Annotated in this window: 19 protein-coding genes, 4 tRNA genes and 1 pseudogene; 15 read left to right on the plus strand and 9 right to left on the minus strand. The window is 43.0% G+C overall.

Features of this window, described 5'->3' with window-relative positions:
- Nucleotides 1-18: 18 nt before the first annotated feature.
- Both GVV58_RS15590 and GVV58_RS02730 read left to right on the plus strand, forming a co-directional pair.
- A pseudogene (locus GVV58_RS15590) lies at nt 19-114 on the plus strand (TauD/TfdA family dioxygenase); the annotation flags it as partial.
- 298 nt (nt 115-412) lie between these two features.
- Nucleotides 413-742, plus strand: coding sequence for a four-helix bundle copper-binding protein (locus tag GVV58_RS02730; RefSeq protein WP_159515948.1), 330 nt, complete (start codon nt 413-415; stop codon nt 740-742).
- 98 nt (nt 743-840) lie between these two features.
- Here GVV58_RS02730 and sthA read toward each other — a convergent pair whose 3' ends face one another.
- Nucleotides 841-2,256 (minus strand): Si-specific NAD(P)(+) transhydrogenase, encoded by a 1,416-nt coding sequence (gene sthA / locus GVV58_RS02735; RefSeq protein ID WP_005096431.1) that lies wholly within the window; start codon nt 2,254-2,256, stop codon nt 841-843.
- A 213-nt stretch (nt 2,257-2,469) separates the two neighbouring features.
- Between sthA and lipA the strand changes: the two genes are divergently transcribed.
- The 3 genes from lipA (at nt 2,470) to GVV58_RS02750 (ending at nt 6,900) form a co-directional block, all read left to right on the plus strand.
- Nucleotides 2,470-3,483 (plus strand): lipoyl synthase, encoded by a 1,014-nt coding sequence (gene lipA / locus GVV58_RS02740; RefSeq protein ID WP_005096430.1) that lies wholly within the window; start codon nt 2,470-2,472, stop codon nt 3,481-3,483.
- A gap of 353 nt (nt 3,484-3,836) precedes the next feature.
- Nucleotides 3,837-6,341: an acyl-CoA dehydrogenase gene (locus GVV58_RS02745; protein ID WP_159515949.1), complete on the plus strand. Its 2,505-nt coding sequence runs from the start codon at nt 3,837-3,839 to the stop codon at nt 6,339-6,341.
- A 169-nt stretch (nt 6,342-6,510) separates the two neighbouring features.
- Complete coding sequence (locus tag GVV58_RS02750; protein WP_100357211.1) at nt 6,511-6,900, plus strand: carboxymuconolactone decarboxylase family protein; 390 nt, start codon at nt 6,511-6,513, stop codon at nt 6,898-6,900.
- A 340-nt stretch (nt 6,901-7,240) separates the two neighbouring features.
- Here GVV58_RS02750 and GVV58_RS02755 read toward each other — a convergent pair whose 3' ends face one another.
- Nucleotides 7,241-7,498, minus strand: a complete 258-nt coding sequence (locus tag GVV58_RS02755) for a hypothetical protein (protein WP_005096427.1) — start codon at nt 7,496-7,498, stop codon at nt 7,241-7,243.
- Between the two features lie 137 nt (nt 7,499-7,635).
- On the minus strand, nt 7,636-8,817 hold the full coding sequence (locus GVV58_RS02760; protein ID WP_159515950.1) for a trypsin-like peptidase domain-containing protein: 1,182 nt from the start codon (nt 8,815-8,817) through the stop codon (nt 7,636-7,638).
- Nucleotides 8,818-8,987: 170 nt separating this feature from the next.
- Between GVV58_RS02760 and GVV58_RS02765 the strand changes: the two genes are divergently transcribed.
- From GVV58_RS02765 to GVV58_RS02795, 7 genes are all read left to right on the plus strand, one after another.
- Nucleotides 8,988-9,746: a Nif3-like dinuclear metal center hexameric protein gene (locus GVV58_RS02765; protein ID WP_159515951.1), complete on the plus strand. Its 759-nt coding sequence runs from the start codon at nt 8,988-8,990 to the stop codon at nt 9,744-9,746.
- A 153-nt stretch (nt 9,747-9,899) separates the two neighbouring features.
- On the plus strand, nt 9,900-10,526 hold the full coding sequence (locus GVV58_RS02770) for a superoxide dismutase (RefSeq protein ID WP_159515952.1): 627 nt from the start codon (nt 9,900-9,902) through the stop codon (nt 10,524-10,526).
- A 147-nt stretch (nt 10,527-10,673) separates the two neighbouring features.
- Nucleotides 10,674-10,749: transfer RNA gene (locus tag GVV58_RS02775), tRNA-Asn, on the plus strand.
- 5 nt (nt 10,750-10,754) lie between these two features.
- A tRNA-Asn gene (locus tag GVV58_RS02780) sits at nt 10,755-10,830 on the plus strand.
- A 293-nt stretch (nt 10,831-11,123) separates the two neighbouring features.
- Nucleotides 11,124-11,199: transfer RNA gene (locus tag GVV58_RS02785), tRNA-Asn, on the plus strand.
- Between the two features lie 6 nt (nt 11,200-11,205).
- Nucleotides 11,206-11,281: transfer RNA gene (locus GVV58_RS02790), tRNA-Asn, on the plus strand.
- 62 nt (nt 11,282-11,343) lie between these two features.
- Nucleotides 11,344-11,787 (plus strand): DUF2726 domain-containing protein, encoded by a 444-nt coding sequence (locus tag GVV58_RS02795; protein ID WP_159515953.1) that lies wholly within the window; start codon nt 11,344-11,346, stop codon nt 11,785-11,787.
- A gap of 1 nt (nt 11,788) precedes the next feature.
- Here GVV58_RS02795 and GVV58_RS02800 read toward each other — a convergent pair whose 3' ends face one another.
- The 6 genes from GVV58_RS02800 to glnA form a co-directional block, all read right to left on the minus strand.
- Nucleotides 11,789-12,046, minus strand: coding sequence for a hypothetical protein (locus tag GVV58_RS02800; protein WP_005096421.1), 258 nt, complete (start codon nt 12,044-12,046; stop codon nt 11,789-11,791).
- A gap of 135 nt (nt 12,047-12,181) precedes the next feature.
- A complete protein-coding gene (locus GVV58_RS02805) occupies nt 12,182-13,420 on the minus strand; it encodes an alpha/beta hydrolase (protein WP_159515954.1) in 1,239 nt (412 codons plus the stop codon).
- 111 nt (nt 13,421-13,531) lie between these two features.
- Nucleotides 13,532-14,410, minus strand: coding sequence for a 4-hydroxybenzoate octaprenyltransferase (gene ubiA / locus GVV58_RS02810; protein ID WP_100357214.1), 879 nt, complete (start codon nt 14,408-14,410; stop codon nt 13,532-13,534).
- Between the two features lie 6 nt (nt 14,411-14,416).
- Nucleotides 14,417-14,884 (minus strand): chorismate lyase, encoded by a 468-nt coding sequence (locus GVV58_RS02815; RefSeq protein WP_159515955.1) that lies wholly within the window; start codon nt 14,882-14,884, stop codon nt 14,417-14,419.
- Between the two features lie 35 nt (nt 14,885-14,919).
- Nucleotides 14,920-15,198: a hypothetical protein gene (locus GVV58_RS02820; protein ID WP_074383029.1), complete on the minus strand. Its 279-nt coding sequence runs from the start codon at nt 15,196-15,198 to the stop codon at nt 14,920-14,922.
- Between the two features lie 95 nt (nt 15,199-15,293).
- Nucleotides 15,294-16,709, minus strand: a complete 1,416-nt coding sequence (glnA, locus tag GVV58_RS02825) for a type I glutamate--ammonia ligase (RefSeq protein ID WP_171063330.1) — start codon at nt 16,707-16,709, stop codon at nt 15,294-15,296.
- 811 nt (nt 16,710-17,520) lie between these two features.
- On the opposite strand from glnA, the gene GVV58_RS02830 reads away from it, so the two are divergent.
- Genes GVV58_RS02830 through trpC form a run of 3 tightly spaced genes read left to right on the plus strand, consistent with a single transcriptional unit; the run spans nt 17,521 to nt 19,988 of the window.
- The gene (locus GVV58_RS02830) at nt 17,521-18,105 is read left to right on the plus strand and encodes an aminodeoxychorismate/anthranilate synthase component II (RefSeq protein WP_005096412.1); all 585 of its coding nucleotides are present in this window, start codon (nt 17,521-17,523) and stop codon (nt 18,103-18,105) included.
- A gap of 9 nt (nt 18,106-18,114) precedes the next feature.
- Complete coding sequence (gene trpD / locus GVV58_RS02835) at nt 18,115-19,161, plus strand: anthranilate phosphoribosyltransferase (protein ID WP_005096410.1); 1,047 nt, start codon at nt 18,115-18,117, stop codon at nt 19,159-19,161.
- Nucleotides 19,162-19,181: 20 nt separating this feature from the next.
- Nucleotides 19,182-19,988, plus strand: coding sequence for an indole-3-glycerol phosphate synthase TrpC (gene trpC / locus GVV58_RS02840; RefSeq protein ID WP_005096409.1), 807 nt, complete (start codon nt 19,182-19,184; stop codon nt 19,986-19,988).
- The last annotated feature ends 7 nt before the right edge of the window (nt 19,989-19,995 follow it).

Genomic DNA, 19,995 nt, shown 5'->3' on the forward strand with positions numbered 1-19,995 from the left:
TTAGATGCTCATGAACAAGAAAATTCCGAGACTTTACATTCCAGTCGTCCTTTTCCAGCCGATCAGCACCATTTACTCAAACGGATCAGTCTTGCCGGTAGTCGCCTGTATTAATGAGAAACATCATAATAAAAAAAGGACGATCCAGCCTTCCAGAATAATTAGATCAGCGAGGTATACACTTTCCCCATTGAGGAACTAACCACCTCAACGGTGTTTTATTTTTGGAATATTGCCAGTTCTGCTCGAGTGAATTTTATTTTCAAGCTTAATCAATATAAGATTCTTTCGTATATCCTTTACATAACCAAGTTATTCTTTACTTTTTCTCACCTAATTAACCTAGTGTGTTTTCCTTTTTCTGCTTAGCGTATTCAGTCATAAATATGTTTATCGCCTTAAGGAGAAAAAGATGAATACCCATCATTTGTCAGATTGTGTTCAAACCTGTATGAGCTGCTCCCTCACCTGTACCGCTTGTGCAGCTTCCTGCTTAAAAGAAGAACATGTAGAAATGATGCGTGAATGCATCCAGCGTTGTCTGGATTGTGCCGATATCTGCCAGCTCTGCGCCCGTATGGAGCAGAAGCAATCGCCTTTTATGCAGGAAATCTGCGAGCTATGTGCCAAGGCTTGTGATTATTGCGCAGAAGAATGTGGTCAGCACCAACATGAACATTGTCAGCAATGTGCCGAAGCCTGTCGTCGCTGTGCTGAAGAATGCCGAAAAATGGCGGCTTAAAAATTCAATTTCATCAACTTGACTGATCTAATCAATTCCAATAAAAAACCCGCAAGCCTTCACTTACGGGTTTTTTAAATCCAAGGCAAACATCTCGCTTAGAATAAACGATTCATACCATTGAGTGTCGCTACACGGTAGGCTTCCGCCATGGTCGGATAGTTAAACGTAGTTTCTACAAAATACTTGATCGTGTTGTTTGGACTGTTCATCACCGCCTGACCAATGTGGATAATTTCAGATGCATTATTACCGAAGCAATGTACACCCAAAACTTCCAGCGTTTCACGATGGAACAAAATCTTTAATTCGCCCATAGTGTCACCGGTAATTTGCGCACGCGCCAAATGACGGAACGAGGCCTGACCGACTTCATACGGAATTTTTTCTTCAGTCAACTGCTGTTCAGTTTTACCAATCGAAGAAATCTCGGGAATGGTATAAATTCCGGTTGGAATATCAGTAACGGGGGCAACGTCTGGCTCACCGCTCATATTGGCACCCGCGCAACGACCTTGGTCATAAGCAGCAGATGCAAGCGACGGCCAACCGATTACATCACCGGCAGCATAGATATTTTCAACTTCAGTCTGGTATTGATCATTTACCGTCAACTGACCACGGCTGTTTGGTTTCAGGCCAACATTTTCCAGCCCTAAACCATCGGTATTGCCTGAACGGCCGTTACACCACAAAATTGCATCGGCTTTAATTTTTTTGCCGCTTTGCGTGTGCATCACCACATGATCATCAAATGTTTCTAAAAAGTCGATCTGTTCATTGTGACGAATCAGCACACCTTGCTCACGCAAGTGATAAGACAGCGCATCGGAAATTTCATCATCCAGATAGCTTAACAGTTTGTGCTGGGTATTGATTAAATCAACTTTATGCCCAAGACCAATGAAAATCGATGCATATTCACAGCCAATTACACCTGCGCCATAAATGATGATTTTCTGGATAGAAAAGTCCAGATCCAGAATTTTATCTGAATCAAATACACGTGGATGATTAAAATCAAGAATTTCTGGGCGATACGGACGTGAACCGCTGGCAATGACCAGTTGCTTAAACATCAAGGTTTCTTTAATGCCGTCTGGACTAAATACAAAAATAGTATTTTGATCCTGAACATAGGCTCGACCATGATAGATATCGATCTTATTACGGTCATAGAACCGTGAATGTGTATCTACTTGTTGTTGAATCACTTTATGCGCATGACGCAATACTTGCTTCATGGTGAACTGTTTCCAGTCCCCAACTTTCTGAAACAGTGGATCACGTTGATAACGGATAATACTGGATACCGTTTGACGCAATGCTTTACTTGGAATAGTACCTACATGGGTACAGTTACCACCTAGCTGTTCACGCATCTCAACGATTGCAACACGCTTACCAGATTTGGCAAGTTTCATTGCCGCGCCTTCGCCCGCAGGGCCCGAACCTAGAACTACCGCATCATATTTAACGAAAGTCCCACTAACGACCTCTTTTTTACGTGGCATTCAACGCTCCTCAAAATTAAAAAATTCACTTTAATCTACCTGCTTATTATGACGTAAATCCTGTTGATTTTGTGTATTTAACTCACATATATTGGTTGATGAGAACATTTTTTAAATGAATACCCCTTTTTGCCCTATTTATAGCTAAGTTCGTTATAATAAACGCGCTATCTTTGATCATCTCCCCCTTCAAAAACAGTGGAAAAGTTGAATATGTCTGAAAACCGTAAACCTGAACAGGGTGTCAAACTTCGTGGCGCAGAGAAAGTCGCTCGTATTCCTGTAAAAGTGATCCCTACGGTTGAAACACCACGTAAGCCGGACTGGATTCGCGTAAAGATGGCAGCGCCGGAAGAAGTACAACGGATTAAAACAACGCTTCGCGAGCAAAAACTACATACTGTCTGTGAAGAAGCAGCCTGTCCAAACCTGCCTGAATGTTTTGGTGGCGGTACCGCAACCTTTATGATTATGGGTGATATCTGTACCCGTCGCTGTCCATTTTGCGATGTAGCACATGGTCGACCAAATGCATTGGATGCAGATGAACCGCGCCACATGGCCGAAACCATTGCTAATCTTGGGTTGAAATATGCCGTGATTACCTCTGTAGACCGTGATGACTTACTCGATGGTGGTGCGCAGCATTTTGTCGATTGTATTAAAGAAGCACGTGCTTTAAGTCCAAAAACTTTGCTTGAAATTCTGGTACCGGACTTCCGTGGCCGTATGGATATTGCACTGCGCATCATGACCGAATGTCCACCCGATGTGTTTAATCATAATATTGAAACAGTACCGCGTTTATATAAGGCGATGCGTCCAGGTTCTGATTATCAGCACTCTTTAAACCTGTTAAAAATGTTTAAAGAATATTGCCCGGATATTCCAACCAAATGTGGCCTGATGGTCGGTATTGGTGAGACTGAAGAAGAAGTGCTTGCCTTACTTGACGATTTGCATGCACACGGCGTGGACTATGTGACGATTGGTCAGTATCTACAGCCTTCTAAAGAACATGCAGCGATTGATCGCTTTGTGACCCCTGAAGAATTCGAACGTTATACCGAACATGGCCAAAAACTGGGCTTCCGCAATATCTGGGCAGCACCCATGGTTCGTTCAAGCTACTTTGCCGATCGTCAATACTACGGCGAACCGGTTCCAGCAGTGCGTCGTAAAACTGACCCTGCCAAGAAAATTGCTGTTCAGGCCATTGAAGCTTAGTCCTGTTTAAATAAATAAAATAAAAGCCCTCTCAAGTAGAGGGCTTTTTAACATCCATAATTAAAATTCTACTCAGCATTAAACCCCATTTTTTATTTTAGATAAGATTAAGTCATTACTTATCTTCACATTTCTTTGCGCGTTCTCACTTGAAGACTGAGCATTTTTCAAACAATCTCAGAAATAGATGAAAGATTTAAAAATATCGTTGCAAGACTTGAAAACGATCATTCTCACACGTGCAATGCTGAACCTGTCCGATCCTCAAGCGACAAAAAAATGAATGAACTGTGACAAAAATTCTATGAGATCCCGGCACAGGCAGCCTTGTATAAATCTGGAGAAATATAACAATGTCATTTATTTTCGCTGTGCTACTGCTATTACTGAGTTTATGGGCAGTTTTCTATTTTCAGCTCTCGCGTAGTGCAGGTGCAATCGTGCTGATGGTCGTGTCAGTGGTCTGTGCCTTTCTTAGTCCGTGGTCACTGATTCTTGGTATCCCACTCATCCTGATCAGCCTCGTGGTGATAATCGACCCTCTGCGCATGTCGTTTATTTCCAGACCGGCCTATAAAGCACTGGCCAATGCCATGCCGAGCATCAGTCCGACAGAGCGTGAAGCACTGGACTCCGGAACCAGCTGGTGGGAAAAAGAACTGTTTATGGGTGCGCCGAACTGGGAAACCTTTAATAGCTATCCTTATCCAAAACTCTCGCTAGAAGAACAGGCTTTTCTGGACAATGAAGTTGAAACCTTGTGCAGCATGCTGGATGAATGGGAAATTCACGAGCAGAAAGCGCTGCCTGATCATGTCTGGCAATATATTAAGGAGCATGGTTTTTTGGGCCTGATTATTCCCAAAGAATATGGTGGTCGCGCATTTAGTTCTTTTGCTCAAAGCCGGGTGATGAGCAAGATTTCCTCTCGCTCCCTCACCACGGCCGTGAGTTGCATGGTACCGAACTCTCTCGGCCCGGGTGAACTATTGCTGCATTATGGTACTGAGGAACAGAAAAACCGTTACCTGCCGGGCCTGGCGCGAGGTGAAGAAATTCCCTGTTTCGGCCTGACCAGTCCGGAAGCGGGCTCTGATGCAGGCGCTATTCCCGATACTGGCGTGGTCTGCTACGGCCAGTTTGAAGGTCAGGAAGTCCTAGGCTTGCGAATGAATTTTTCCAAACGCTGGATTACGCTGGCACCCATTGCAACAGTGGTAGGTCTGGCCTTTAAAATGTATGACCCGGATCATCTTTTGGGCGAACAGACTGAATATGGTATTACCTGTGCCCTGCTGCCTGCCAGTCACGAAGGGGTCCAAGTAGGTCCTCGTCATAATCCCGGCCCACCATTCATGAATGGTACAGTTGAAGGTAAAGATGTATTTATTCCTCTGGACTGGATTATTGGTGGCGTAAAAAATGCCGGTAAGGGCTGGCGCATGCTGATGGAATGTCTGGCTGTGGGTCGTGGCATTTCCCTACCGGCACTGTCTACTTCTGCGGCAGAAATGACTTATTTAAATGTCGGGGCTTTTTCCCGAATCCGTCAACAATTTAAAATTTCAGTCGGCAAGTTTGAAGGTGTTCAGGAAGCCAATAGTGAAATTGCCAGTGATACCTATATGCTGGAAGCTTTCCGTTATCTGGTGACTTGTGGCCTTAATCAGGGCGGCAAGCCTGCTGTAATGACAGCGATTGCCAAATACTATGCCACGGAGGGAATGCGTAAGGTGGTAAATCACGGGATGGATGTGGTCGGTGGCCGCGCCATTCAGATGGGGCCACGTAATTTTCTGGCACCTTATTATCAGGCGATTCCAGTCTCCATTACCGTTGAAGGTGCAAATATTCTCAGTCGTTCCCTGATGATTTTCGGTCAGGGTTCAATGCGTTGCCATCCTTATCTCTATGAAGAATTACAACTCTTACAGGCTGAAGACCCGGCAGCCGCACTCAAGCCTTTTGATCATTTATTGTTTAAACATCTGGGATATACCTTTAACCGTACCGCCCGTTCCTTTGCCTACGCATTTACGGGTGGTTCAAGTACAGCACCTCAAAGTGCGGTTGAGTTTACCCGACCTTATTACAAGGTCATTAACCGGCTGAGCGCCAACTTTGCCTTAACTGCAGACATGTGTCTGGGTTTACTGGCAGGCGATATCAAACGCAAAGAAATGCTGTCCGGACGTCTCGCCGATATTCATGCTCACCTGTTTATTGCCTCCTCTATTCTGAAGTATTTTGAGCATAGCAAAAAGACTGAAGCTGAACGTTTGCATGCACAGCTTGCAATAGAAAAGTCACTCTATACAGCGCAGGAAGCATTTTATGATCTGTTTGCTAACTTCCCGGCCGGTGCAGCAGCAGGCATGATCAAACTGTTATGTTTCCCATTTGGCCGTCCCGTACACAAACCCTCAGACCAGCTTAAACAGCAGGTTGCAAATAGCATGATGGAAGATAACGCATTCCGTCAGGTATTGAAAAAGCATGTCTATTATAATACCCATAAAACTGATGTCACTGGACGCATGGAATCGACTTTCGCTTTGCTACTGGATATTGAACAGCTTTGGGATCGCTTTAAAAAAGCTGAAAACAAAGGTCAGTTTAAAGGTTTAAGCTTTGCCGAGCATGTGACAGATGCACAGCAACATGGCTTTATTAATGATGGAGAAGCAGAAAAACTGCTTCACTATAATGCACGTCGTTATGACAGCATGCTCACAGATGTCTTTGATCTGCATTTACAGGAAGTATTGGAGTTGGAGAACCCCCATATTCGTAAAGCAGATGCGACAGGAACCGATACTTCTGTTCAAACCGATCCTTTACACTCAACTTCGCCTTAAATCAAACTTTGACCAAAGGTGTCATAAATTCCAAAGTGGGATCGTAGTTGAATATTTCACTTTAGAACCTTTCCAAGTGGCTTTTTAGCCACTTTTTTACGACTATGGCACGATGGTATTTCGCATAAAAAGCACTAAGCTAGAGCTATAAGAAAATTGAGGGTAAACCATGTCACAACAAGATTATGAAAATGGCCTGAAAGTGCGTACTGATGTCATGGGCGAAAGCTTTGTCAAACGTGCACAGGAAAATACCGTGCCTTTTACCCAGCCTCTACAAGACTGGATTAATGAACATGCCTGGGGTTCAACCTGGCAACGTGAAGGTGTATTGCCACGTAAATATCGTTCTTTAATTACCATTGCTTTCCTTACGGCTCAAAAAAGCCCCACTGAACTAAAAGGCCATGTTCGGGGCGCTCTTAACAACGGTGCGACGGTTGAGGAAATTCAGGAAGTGTTACTCCATAGCCTGCCATATTGCGGTGCACCAGCAACTCAGGAAGCATTTCGGGCGGCACTTGAAGTGATCCAGGAATATCAGGTGAATCAGGAATAATTTGGTTGCAGATGAAATTGAGCCGTTTTAGAAATGAGCTCAAAATTTAATTTTGCAGATGATTCATAAGTTACTTAGGCTAAATAAAGCTCAGCTGATTTTAGTTGCTTACCCTGATCTCAGCCTATCCGTCAAATGAATATGTACCGAGAAATTGTAGATTCTCGGTACATTACAATAATGATTCTAAAATAAAACTGATGGATTTTTTAGAGTTGAGCACCTACTTATAAAAACTCGCATCTTTGATCACATACAGCCCGATCACTCATAAGATCAAATCAGACCGATCCAATAAAATAGTGGCTCAAAATAAGCCTTAGTTCAATGAAGATTCACACTAGAGCCAGTACACATTAAAGCTATAATAAAACTCCAGCACTTCAAAACGTACGTTATAGCCCAGTTCAGTCAACTCGGCTGATAAAGCCCGAATATCTTCCAAAGGCAAATGTTTGGGAAATACAGTAATGACTGCGGTATTGCCCTGTTTCGCATTTTCTTCAATTAACTTGGCTAGACGCGGCTTATAGACCTCAATATTTAAATTGGCCACATCTGATAAAACCTTGGCCTGATCCGCCGTCATAAAAGTCATTTTTTATTTTCTCTTTTGATGTAATTTCATCAAGTTAAATGATTTAAACCAAAAGCCGTATTTCATTTTTGTATCAGGTAACTAAAAAATAACAAGCAAAAAAATCCCTCTGCAGAGGGATTTTTTTAAATAAAAACTTACTGACCGGGCAGTGGAATATATTGAGAAGAACTGTTTTGTGCTTTACGCTCAGTCACTACTACATCCAGCATCATGGTTTTTCCAGCACGCTCTACTTCAATCTGAATGGTACTATTCGGCTTTTGCAGGGCAACAAAATTAATCAAATGCGAAGCCGAACTAATCTCTTCCTCATTCACTTTCATAATTTTGTCGCCACGCTGGATGCCCGCTTTCGCTGCCGGTCCATCTGCCAGTACTTCTGCGACCGTCACGCCTTTTTCTTTGGGTTGCAGGACATCATCACGTTCTGCAGGTAATAAACTGATGCCTAACCAGCCACGAACGACACGGCCATCTTCCAGAATGGCATTCATCACCTGCTGACAGATTCTGGCCGGAATCGCAAAACCAATCCCCAACGAGCCACCAGACTGCGAGAAGATTGCAGTATTCACACCAATTAAATTACCGGCGACATCAATCAGTGCACCGCCCGAGTTACCCGGGTTAATCGCAGCATCAGTCTGCACAAAGTCTTCATAGGTATTAATCCCCAGGTCTGAACGGCCGGTTGCCGAGATAATCCCCTGCGTGACCGTTTGTCCCACACCAAAAGGATTACCAATCGCCAGCACCACATCACCGACTTCATTGCCACTGAGTTTAAATGGCAGCACTGGCAGTTGTGTCAGTTCAATCTTGATCACGGCCAGATCGGTATCCGGATCAGTTCCGACCACCGTAGCTTCAGCACGTCGCCCATCCTGCAACGCCACGACAATCTGATCAGCCTGCGCAATTACGTGATTATTGGTCAGGATATAACCATCCGGACGTACAATCACCCCGGAACCTAAACTGTTTTCATTCGGACTTTGTCCATACTGGTCAGGCAACTGATCGCCAAAAAACTCACGAAAGACCGGATCGGTCAGCAAAGGATGAGCCTGCTGTTTGACTTTTTGAGTGGTAAAGATATTGACTACAGCCGGCGCTGCTACTCTCACCGCAGCACTATAGGAGACCACGCCTCCTGAGCGCGACGTATCAATCAACGGCTCTACTTTTTCAGCAGGCATTTTGACGCCGTCCGGCGCAACTGGTGCTTTTGGTTTTTGTAGTTGTTGCCACCCCAAAAAACCGATAATGACCAAAATCAGTAACACCCAGGGTAACCATGTAAAGGTGCGACGCACGTTACTATCCTCTAAAATATTTTAATTCGTTGATGACTAAGTAATTTGTGTTCTATTGTAATGCGAAATACATAACTAAACACAAAAAATTCCACAGAGTTTTGTGCAGCTTTAGTTACAATTAAATATAAAGATAAATATTGGCAAATTTTTAAACGAACAGGAATTTTATGGCGAATTTAAACGATATTATTCAGTGGTGTGAACAGACTTTGGCAGCACGTGAATTTAAGGACTATGCACCGAATGGCTTGCAGATTGAAGGTAAATCTGAGGTCAATAAAATCCTGTGTGCCGTGAGTGCTTCGCAAAGTGCGATCGAAGCGGCAATTGAGCAAGGCGCCGATTTATTGCTGGTTCATCATGGCTATTTCTGGAAAGGTGAAGCTTATCCAATTACCGGGATGCGTGGTAAACGAATTAAAACCTTGATCCAACATGATATCTCACTGGTTGGCTATCACCTGCCTTTAGACAGTCATCCGACTTTGGGAAATAATGCTGCCATTGCGGATTTACTGGAACTGGAAAATATCGAACAGCTCGATCCGAGTGAAAAACACCCGATTGGCAATATTGGCTATTTAAAACAACCGATGCGTCCTGAATATTTTAAAAACCATATTTCAGAAAAACTTGGCTTTGATGCAATTCATCTTCCTGCGGACAAAACTCAAATCCATAAAGTCGGTTTCTGTACCGGTGGTGCGCAGGATTATATTCATAAAGCAGCGCTACAAGAGTGTGATGCTTATATTTCTGGTGAAGTGAGCGAACGCACCTTCTATGAAGCTCAGGAACTGAATGTGCACTATTATGCCTGTGGCCATCATGCCACTGAAAAATATGGTGTACAGCGCCTGGCCAAAGCGATTTCAGAACAGTTTAATATTGAGTATGCTTATTACGAATTAAACAATCCGATTTAATGCTCGCTGACAGCATTTTCCACGAGCTTTATTTATATATTTTCAGGATTTATTGTGTATTGTTATTTATACGCAATGCCCATTTGGTCCGATTATCTATTACAATAAAGCCACTTATTGTTAAAACCCAGCTAAATGCAAGGAATTGAGAACATGACAACCATTACTTTACCAGCATTACCTTATGGCTACGAAGATCTTGCTCCACACATCAGCAAAGAAACTTTAGAATACCATCACGACAAACACCACAATACTTATGTGGTTAACCTGAACAACCTGATCGCTGGTACTGAGCTTGAAGGCAAAACTCTAGAAGAAATCATTACAGCAACTGCTGGTGATGCGTCTAAAGCAGGTATCTTCAATAACGCGGCTCAAGTTTGGAACCACACATTCTACTGGAACTGTATGGCTAAAAACGGTGGCGGTAAAGCAACGGGTACTTTGGCTGCAAAAATTGATGAAGCTTTCGGTTCTTACGAAAAATTTGCTGAAGAATTTGCTGCTGCTGCAACCACTCAGTTCGGTTCAGGTTGGGCTTGGTTAGTTGCTGACGAAGTAAACGGCAACCTTTCTATCCTTAAAACGTCTAATGCTGACACACCAATGGCACACGGTAAAATTGCTGTGTTAACGATTGACGTTTGGGAACACGCTTATTACATCGATTTCCGTAATGCACGTCCTAAATACATCTCTACTTTCCTGGAAAGCCTAGTAAACTGGGATTATGCAAATGCGAAATATGCAGGTCAGCCTGCAGGTGTTGAGAAATAATTCTTTATTTCTTTGCTAAAAAATCACCCATTTCGGGTGATTTTTTTATTTTTAAGCCCCAAATGAATATTTATAAAGCAAACAATTCATTTCTTTACATTAATTGATTGACGACCTTGGGTTTCCTGCCTAAAATGCCGATCAGATTCTCCAATAGCTCAGTCGGTAGAGCGACGGACTGTTAATCCGCAGGTCCCTGGTTCGAGCCCAGGTTGGAGAGCCATCTATTCTTCCATAGCTCAGTCGGTAGAGCGACGGACTGTTAATCCGCAGGTCCCTGGTTCGAACCCAGGTGGAAGAGCCAAGATTCTAAAAAACCCACTCATTGCGAAGTGGGTTTTTTTATATCTGCTTTTTTTAAATTGAGATCGGTAGTGATATCTGTATGTACAATCAGCTACCTTATATTCTCTGATCCAGATCACTTACAAAAATTAAGGCTGATAACAATCTGACTGCTCCGACTGTTTACATAAACATAACAGTTTGAACTCCAAGCCTTTTCGACTATTTTTAAAACACTTGATTCAATTTCTTCGGCTTTTTTCTAAAAGTGCCTTGACCCCTTTTCAAATCTCTCTATAATCGCTGTCAGATTCTCCAATAGCTCAGTCGGTAGAGCGACGGACTGTTAATCCGCAGGTCCCTGGTTCGAGCCCAGGTTGGAGAGCCAATCTATTCTCCCATAGCTCAGTCGGTAGAGCGACGGACTGTTAATCCGCAGGTCCCTGGTTCGAGCCCAGGTGGGAGAGCCAAGATTCTGAAAAAACCCACTCATTGCGAAGTGGGTTTTTTTATTCGTCCCTATTTGTGATCTGTGTTTAATTTGAGTCAGTTTATATTTTTTGTGATTGGCTGCCTGGCAACTTTTGCGTTAGTTTGCCTGCTCTTCCCACATCTGTTCACCCGTCAAAAAAAATTCTATCCGAAGCGTGTGATTACTGCTTTTGAAAGCAGGATGTTTACACGCCTAAAAGAAGCCTTTCCTCATCATCATATTCTGGCTCAGGTTGCCTTTAGCGCCTTGATTACGCATGACCAGATGAACATGCGTAATCAGTTCAATCGTAAAGTTACAGATTTTGTGGTGCTTGATCGTGACTATAATGTACTGGCCATTATTGAACTGGATGATCCCAGCCACATTGGCAAAGAGCAGGAAGATGCTGCACGGGATGCTATGCTGATTGCAGCAGGCTATACCGTGATTCGATACACTCAGATTCCAAGCATCAGACAACTGCAAAGAGATTTGAGATAATTTAAGGTAAGGTTACTGCGCTTTCGGATGCAGCTTGGGTTGAATTTGTATCTTGCTCTGCTTTGAGCTTTTCCGCAGCTTCTCGCGCTTCGATGCGCGCAATCATTTCTGCCTGCTGCTGTTTATATTTTTCCTGATTTTTAGCATCACTATTTACCGCAAGAAAAGCCATACTCACCAAAAATATCGGTATACATAATACCAGCGCACCTAAAATTACCAGCTTTTTAACACTGCGGGGCTGCGGCTGCTCAGACATAACAAACCTACTTTAATTTCTTCACTTAATTGCACTGCTCAATATAACAAAATAAAGTCATAGCTCAAGTCTTTGAAAAGTTTTACTGTAAAAAAGGAGCCGAAGCTCCTTTGTAGATCTTAATAACTCTATTCTTTACTTAGCTGGCATATGCTCTTCAATAAATGCAACCAGTTCAGCATTCTTTTCTACAATTGCTTGAGTATGTCCTGCGCCCTCAACCCCTAGGAAAGTCACGTCTGTACCCAAAGCTGCCAAATTCTTTTGCAAAACATCTGTAACATCATAAGGTACTGCCATATCTTCCTTACCCTGAATAATCATGACTGGTACACTGATTTTTTTAGTCGCGGGTTGGTTCTCCACCAAAAATTCTTTCACAGATCTGTTTTGATCAAAAGCATCTATCAACCCCGGATATTCGGCTACTGTTCTTCCAGGATTCTGCCGCAACCATTGATCGATATCTGCACTAAACTCTGTCATTAAATCGCCTAGACACAAGCCATTTTCACCAGTGGTTCCTTCTGCACGCTCAGCAACCAGTTTTGCACTGGATTCAAAAATATTCTGATATACAAAATTTGGCTCATAAGCTTTAATTCCAACTGCCACATATGCTGCATAAGCAAGTAATTCTGAATACACAGCTTTGGCAGTTCCTGCCGGAACAACACCAGCACCCTCGCCCAAAACTAATCGATTTAAAGCTTGTGGGGCAACTGTACCAATAATATAACCTAGGCTGGAGGCTGGTGCCGCAGCAACCGCTGCCTTATAGTTTGGATCATTTCCTGCAAATTCTGCCGTTGCAAGCGAAGCATGCCCCCCTTGTGATTGACCCACAGAAACCCAAGCTCCATTAAATCTATTCCCTTGCTGTTGCTTAAATCCTTTCACTGCATAAATTGCAGATTGTGCCGCACTCTCTAAATGTAAATAAGGATGAATGCCCTGTGTACCCAATCCTTCATAATCAGGAGCAACAATCACATAGCCTTTGGCAAGCAGACTCTCAGCCATGGCTTTAAAGCGTGGGTTAAAAGTATTTCGACTTGGCGCACAACTATCACCGCTCCCTACTGTACCGTGCTCCCAGACAACAACACGCCAACCATCTCGTGGTTGTTGTGTTCGCGGATAAATTACCAAGGCAGTAGCTTCTGCAGTCCTATTCTGTACATTTGGCATGTTATAGCGCATAACCCGGATACTTGATGCTTGAGACATAACATCTTGGGTATACGTTTGTTCACCGAGAAAAACCTGAGGCTGCGGGACAAAGAAATCATTATCATCATCGTTACACGCAGATAAAAATAGTACCGAGGAACACAGCACACCTAACATCAATTTCTTATAACTGTTCTGCATATTTCTATCCTTTTATTGTTATTCCCTATCTCTTAATCGAGATCACTCAAAATTAATCATAAAAAAAGCATCCTTTATAGGATGCTTTTGTTGTTATCCGACATACGGTAATTATCTTAGAGCAAACAATATTCCCACAAAAATAATGAGGCCAATCCAACGGTTATGACGGAATGCCCAAAAACATAGCTGTGGATTTTTATCGCGAGTTTTAAACCATTGGTAAATAAAATCAGCAGCAACCAGCAAAAGTGCTAACAAGCCAAATGGAATCAATAAATTTTCCAGCCAAAGTGCAGCACCTATCAATAAAATACTGCTCGCCTGCAGGGTGCTAATAATTGAAATATCATGCTGGCCAAACAAGATTGCAGTCGACTTCACCCCTATCTTTAAATCATATTCACGGTCTGCAATCGCATATTGAGTATCGTAGGCCACAGTCCAGGCCAGATTACCAAAATACAATAACCAGCAAGTCAGATCAGGTGTTTGCCCAACAGCGGTATAGGCCATGGGTATGGCCCAGGAAAATGCTGCACCCAAAAATACCTGAGGCAAATGGGTATAACGTTTCATAAAAGGATAAATAAACGCTAACAGCAAAGCCCCAAATGACCAGTAAAAAGTTTCGATCGGCAAGAAAAATAGCAGACAGGCGCTGGCAGCCACCAAAACCAGAAATACCATCACCGCTTCTTTGGCGCTGATGACTCCGGTCGCTAGTGGTCGGTTTTTAGTACGCTCCACATGCGCATCGACTTTACGGTCAGCAAAATCATTGATGGCACAACCCGCCGCCCGCATAAAAATCACACCCAAAATCATGGGAATTAAAATTTCAATGCGTGGCATCCCCTGAGCCGCGATCCATAACGCCCACAAGGTTGGCCAAAAGACCAGTTCAGTACCAATCGGTTTATCAAAACGACAAAGATAATAATAGGCGCCAAGACGCTCACGCCAGGTTATTGCTTGTGCAGTTGCCATATAAAGTCAAGCCCTTGAATTTTGTATAAAGTGTTCAAATGCCGGTAAAAATGTTTCTTGTACGATAAATTTACAGCCGTGCCAAGTATAGCAGCTCTGACGCGTCCAACCCTCTTCTAAAAGAATGACCCGACGCTGGCAGAGTGGATTCGTCCGTTGAAACAGGAACCAGCCAATTGGCTTAGTCCCAATATGCTGAAAGATTCGGGCTTTTTTTTGCAGGCTTAAAATTGGAAAAATACTCTTTGCTTTCACCCAGGGCGACTGTTCTGAACCATAGAGATAGCTTTCCCGCACCCAGGAAGTATGCTGATGTGACATGTGCATCCATTTGGCATTGGCGAAGCTTAAACGCTGAAAATGCTCTTGAATAGGCTCAACATGAAATTGTCCCTGCGCCAAGCCGGTCAATTGCTGTGTCAGAGAACCTGATGCATACAGCCATGGTTTTAGCTCAGCAGACATAGTGGGCATCAAGGCATGCTGATTTTTAGAAAAATACGTCATGTTTAACAGTTATCTGCTTTAGCAATCACTTCAAATTTGCCTTGGGGTGTTTTAATTAAAATTAAGCCTTCAGCGCTTAAATAAAACTCTTTTGGATAGTCAAATGTAAGTGCCAGTTCAGGATTTTTCAGTTCAACAAACTGTGCTTGTTTATAACCTTCAATGGTACGCCCTACTTCCAAATACGTAACTTCAGAAAAATTTAACTTAAAACCTTGCGCATGGTCTTTAGGATCATTCCAAGGAAAAAATCCGGTATGTTTTTTACGTGGTTTAGTCATAACAATCTAATTCAACATTCTTTGCTTTATATTAACCCAGTATAGAAAAAACCCGCGACATGCGCGGGTTTTTTACAGTGAAATTCTTGAAAGAATTACAGGCTGTAGTACATCTCGAATTCAACTGGGTGAGTGGTCGTGTTTAAACGACGCACTTCTTCAGTTTTAAGTTCGATATAGGCATCAAGCATGTCTTTCGTGAACACGCCACCTTTCAGCAGGTAATCATGATCTGCTTCAAGTGCTTCAAGCGCCATATCCAGACTATGCGCCACAGTCGGGATTTTCGCTTCTTCTTCAGGAGGAAGATCGTACAGGTTTTTGTCAGCCGCTTCACCTGGATGAATCTTGTTTTGGATACCGTCGATACCTGCCATCAACAATGCCGCGAAACCGAGGTACGGGTTCATCATTGGATCTGGGAAGCGAGCTTCAATACGCTTGCCTTTCGGGCTTGACACGTAAGGAATACGGATAGATGCAGAACGGTTACGCGCTGAGTAAGCCAGCATAATCGGTGCTTCGAAATGCGGAACCAGACGCTTGTACGAGTTTGTAGAAGGGTTGGTTAATGCATTCAATGAACGCGCATGTTTGATAATACCGCCAATGAAGTACAATGCCATTTCTGAAAGGCCTGCATATTCATCACCAGCAAACAAGTTCTTGCCATCTTTAGAGATCGACATGTGAACGTGCATACCAGAACCGTTATCGCCAACCATTGGTTTAGGCATAAAGGTTGCTGTTTTCGCATATTGATGCGCAACGTTCCAAACCGCATATTTAAACTGTTGAACTTCGTCCGCTTTACGAACCATGGTGTTGAAGCTTACACCAATTTCCAACTGGCAAGATGCAACTTCATGGTGATGTACTTCTACACGACCTGGGCCCATGATGTCTTCAATTTTGGCACACATATCTGCACGCATATCATGTGAAGAATCAACTGGAGGAACCGGGAAGTAACCACCTTTTACGCGTGGACGGTGACCAGAGTTACCACCTTCGTAGTCATTGTTGGTTGACCAGGCCGCTTCTTCAGCGATCAATGTATGGCGCGCGCCAGACATATCGATTTCCCATTTTACTTCGTCAAATACGAAGAATTCTGGTTCTGGGCCAAAGAATGCTGTATCACCAATACCTGTCGATTTTAGGTATTCTTCAGCACGGCGAGCAATCGAACGTGGGTCACGGTCATAACCCTGACCTGTAGAAGGCTCAATCACATCACAAGTCACAACAACTGTAGGCTCGGCAAAGAACGGGTCGATGAAACCGGTTTCTGCATCTGGGCGTAAAATCATGTCAGATGCTTCGATGCCCTTCCAACCAGCAATTGAAGAACCGTCGAACATTTTACCGTCTTCAAAAGTATCTTCGTCGATTGTATCTGCTGGGTAAGTCACATGTTGCTCTTTACCTTTAGTATCCGTAAAACGGAAATCGACCCATTTCGCGCCACTTTCTTGGATGAGTTGAAGGACTTTGTTCGCCATGCTCATTTTGCTCCGATGAATTTTTGTTGCACTCGTTACGTGCGTGTTAGTAGTTGGTAGTCATTAAGCAATTACCGTACCAACTATTCAAAGTATAGATAAAATCTTGAAATCTATATAAGAAATCATGAAGTGACAAAAATACTTTGCGACTATTATACTAGTTGAGAAACTAAATGCACTATATTCAGGCATTCTTCATTTATTTTATTTCTGCTTTATTTTTTAGCGCACCTAAATAGTGCAATCACCTATAGAAGTGTATTAAAAACATAGTTTTTTATATAAAATTTGCTACTTTTTCGTGTATTTGTTTAAAAAACACCCATATGTTGCTAAAAAATTGACTGTTTTCTTATGGTCTGAGACAAACAGAGATCTGCAACATGCAGTTGCTCAGTGAATATTTTGAGGCATTTTCTTTAAATATACTTTCTACACCATAGTCTATATAAATTTCTATTATTCAAGTGATGCTTTTTTCAACAAACTTTAGATCAATATTGCTGATTATTTTTAACTTATCAATTTTTCCCTAAAAAATACACAGCCTAAAGTTTCTTTAAGTAAGTCTATTACTTTAAATCATGATTAAAATTTTATTTCAGTTGATACAGATGCTTTTAAAGCAAATAAATTGAGCAAAATTGTTGCGCCGAATACGGCTATTTTTTGCTATGATGAATAGTGCTTTATTTCCACACAATGAAATCAATGATTTAGTCGTGTCACACCCGTGCTTGCAATAAGCGCAAATAAAGTACGATCTGGACAACTTTAGCACAGTTAAGTGCATTAATTTCAATAGGTTAAGCTCATGCTTTTAATGGTCGACAACTATGACTCCTTTACTTACAACATCGTTCAATATTTTGGCGAATTGAATCAAGAAGTAAAAGTAGTCCGTAATGATGCCGTGACATTGGAAGATATAGAGCGATGGCAACCCAAGTATTTAGTGATTGGCCCCGGCCCATGCTCGCCGAGTGAAGCAGGCATTTCGATTCCTGCGATTCAGCATTTTGCTGGAAAAATTCCGTTATTGGGCGTTTGTCTCGGCCATCAGAGTATTGGTCAGGCATTTGGCGGTGACATCATACGTGCCAAACGTGTCATGCACGGCCGTCTGTCGGATATGTACCACAGCGATACCGGGATTTTCAGCAATCTTCCGTCGCCATTTCCTGCAACGCGCTATCATTCCCTGGTGATTGATCAAGCCACCTTGCCTGAATGTCTGGAAGTGACCTGCTGGACCAATGAAGCCGATGGCTCTATGGAAGAAATTATGGGGGTAAAACATAAGACATTGCCGGTCGAAGGCGTGCAGTTCCATCCTGAATCGATCCTGAGCCAGCATGGCCATCAAATCTTTAAAAACTTTCTCGAAATTTATGCCTAAGAACATCTTATGAATATTCAACAAGCTTTAAACAATATTACCAAAAACATTCACCTGACTCAGGATCAAATGCAAGACGTGATGCGTGCCATCATGTCAGGTGAAACCACTGATGCCCAGATTGGTGCCCTGCTGATGGGTTTACGCCTTAAAGGTGAAAGCATTGATGAAATTACCGCAGCCGCACGGGTCATGCGTGAACTGGCTACCAAAATTGATGTCAGCGATATTCCCTATTTAGTCGATATTGTCGGTACAGGCGGTGATGGTCAAAACCTGTTTAACGTCTCTACCGCGTCTGCATTTGTGATTGCAGCAGCAGGCGCAACCATTGCTAAACATGGCAACCGTGGCGTTTCAACCAAATCAGGCTCGTCAGATTTACTGGAACAGGCTGGGATTAATCTTGACCTGAATATGCAGCAAACCGAGCGTTGTATCCGTGATGTGGGGGTCGGGTTTCTGTTCGCACCGAATCATCATACAGCCATGAAATATGCAATCGGCCCGCGTAAAGAATTGGGGATTCGCAGCATTTTCAATTTACTTGGCCCGCTGACCAATCCAGCCGGCGTCAATCGCTTAGTCATTGGCGTGTTTTCCAATGAACTGTGCCGTCCGATTGCAGAAGTGATGAAACAGCTCGGTGCTGAACATGTGATGGTGGTGCATTCTCGCGACGGGCTGGATGAGATCAGTCTTGCATCTGCAACGTATGTGGCTGAGCTAAAAAATGGCGAAGTGACTGAATGGGAAATTACCCCTGAATTGGTTAATATCGAATCTCAAACCTTGACTGGTTTAATTGTAGAAGATTCTGCACAGAGTCTGGCATTAATCAAGGATGCATTGGGCAAGAAAAAATCAGAGATCGGTGATAAAGCGGCCAATATGATTGCCCTGAATGCCGGTGCAGGTATTTATGTTTCCGGTTTGACCAGCAGCTATAAACATGGTGTTGCATTGGCACATGACATTATTTATGGCGGCCAGGCTCTGGAGAAAATGAGTGTGCTGTCTGAATTTACCAAAACCATTAAACAATACGAAGCTTAATTCGGTCAGGAATTTTGATCATGGTGGATATCGCAAATACAATTTTAGGCAAGATTGTTGACCGTAAAACGGAAGAATTTGCTCTACGTTTAAAGCAGAAAAGCTATAAAGATCTGGAAGAGCTTGCTCAAGGTGCATCAGCTGTGCGTGGTTTTGCCCAGTCTTTAATGTCAAAACGTCCGGGTGTAATTGCTGAAATCAAGAAAGCCTCGCCATCTAAGGGGATTATTCGTGAGAATTTTAATCCTGCGGAAATTGCAGCACAGTATCAAGATGCGGGTGCCGCATGTTTATCTGTCCTGACCGATGTGGACTTTTTTCAGGGTGCAGATGAAAATATTCAGATTGCCCGTTCGCATTGTGACCTGCCGGCGCTGCGCAAAGATTTCCTGATCGATCCTTATGGAGTCATTGAAGCACGTGCCTTAGATGCAGATTGTATTTTACTGATTGTGGCATGTCTGTCAGATCAGCAACTGGAAGAAATGTCGAAGACTGCTTTTGAGCATAATTTAGATGTTTTAGTTGAAGTACATGATGAAGCTGAACTGGAACGTGCGCTGAAACTTTCAGATCGCTGCTTGCTGGGTGTGAATAACCGTAATTTAAAAACCTTCGATGTCGATTTAGATACCTCGATTCGTTTAAAGAACTTACTCGATCCCTCTCGCCTGTTAGTCACTGAAAGTGGTATTGCTACTCCTGCCGATGTGGCGATGATGCAACAGCATGATATTCATGCCTTTCTGGTCGGTGAAAGTTTTATGAAACAGCCTCGACCTGATCATGCATTCCGTAACCTGTTTGGTGAGCCTGAATCGGTTTAACTATTGA

The organism is Acinetobacter sp. 18QD2AZ41W (assembly GCF_009829025.1).
Classification (GTDB): Bacteria; Pseudomonadota; Gammaproteobacteria; order Pseudomonadales; family Moraxellaceae; genus Acinetobacter; species Acinetobacter pseudolwoffii.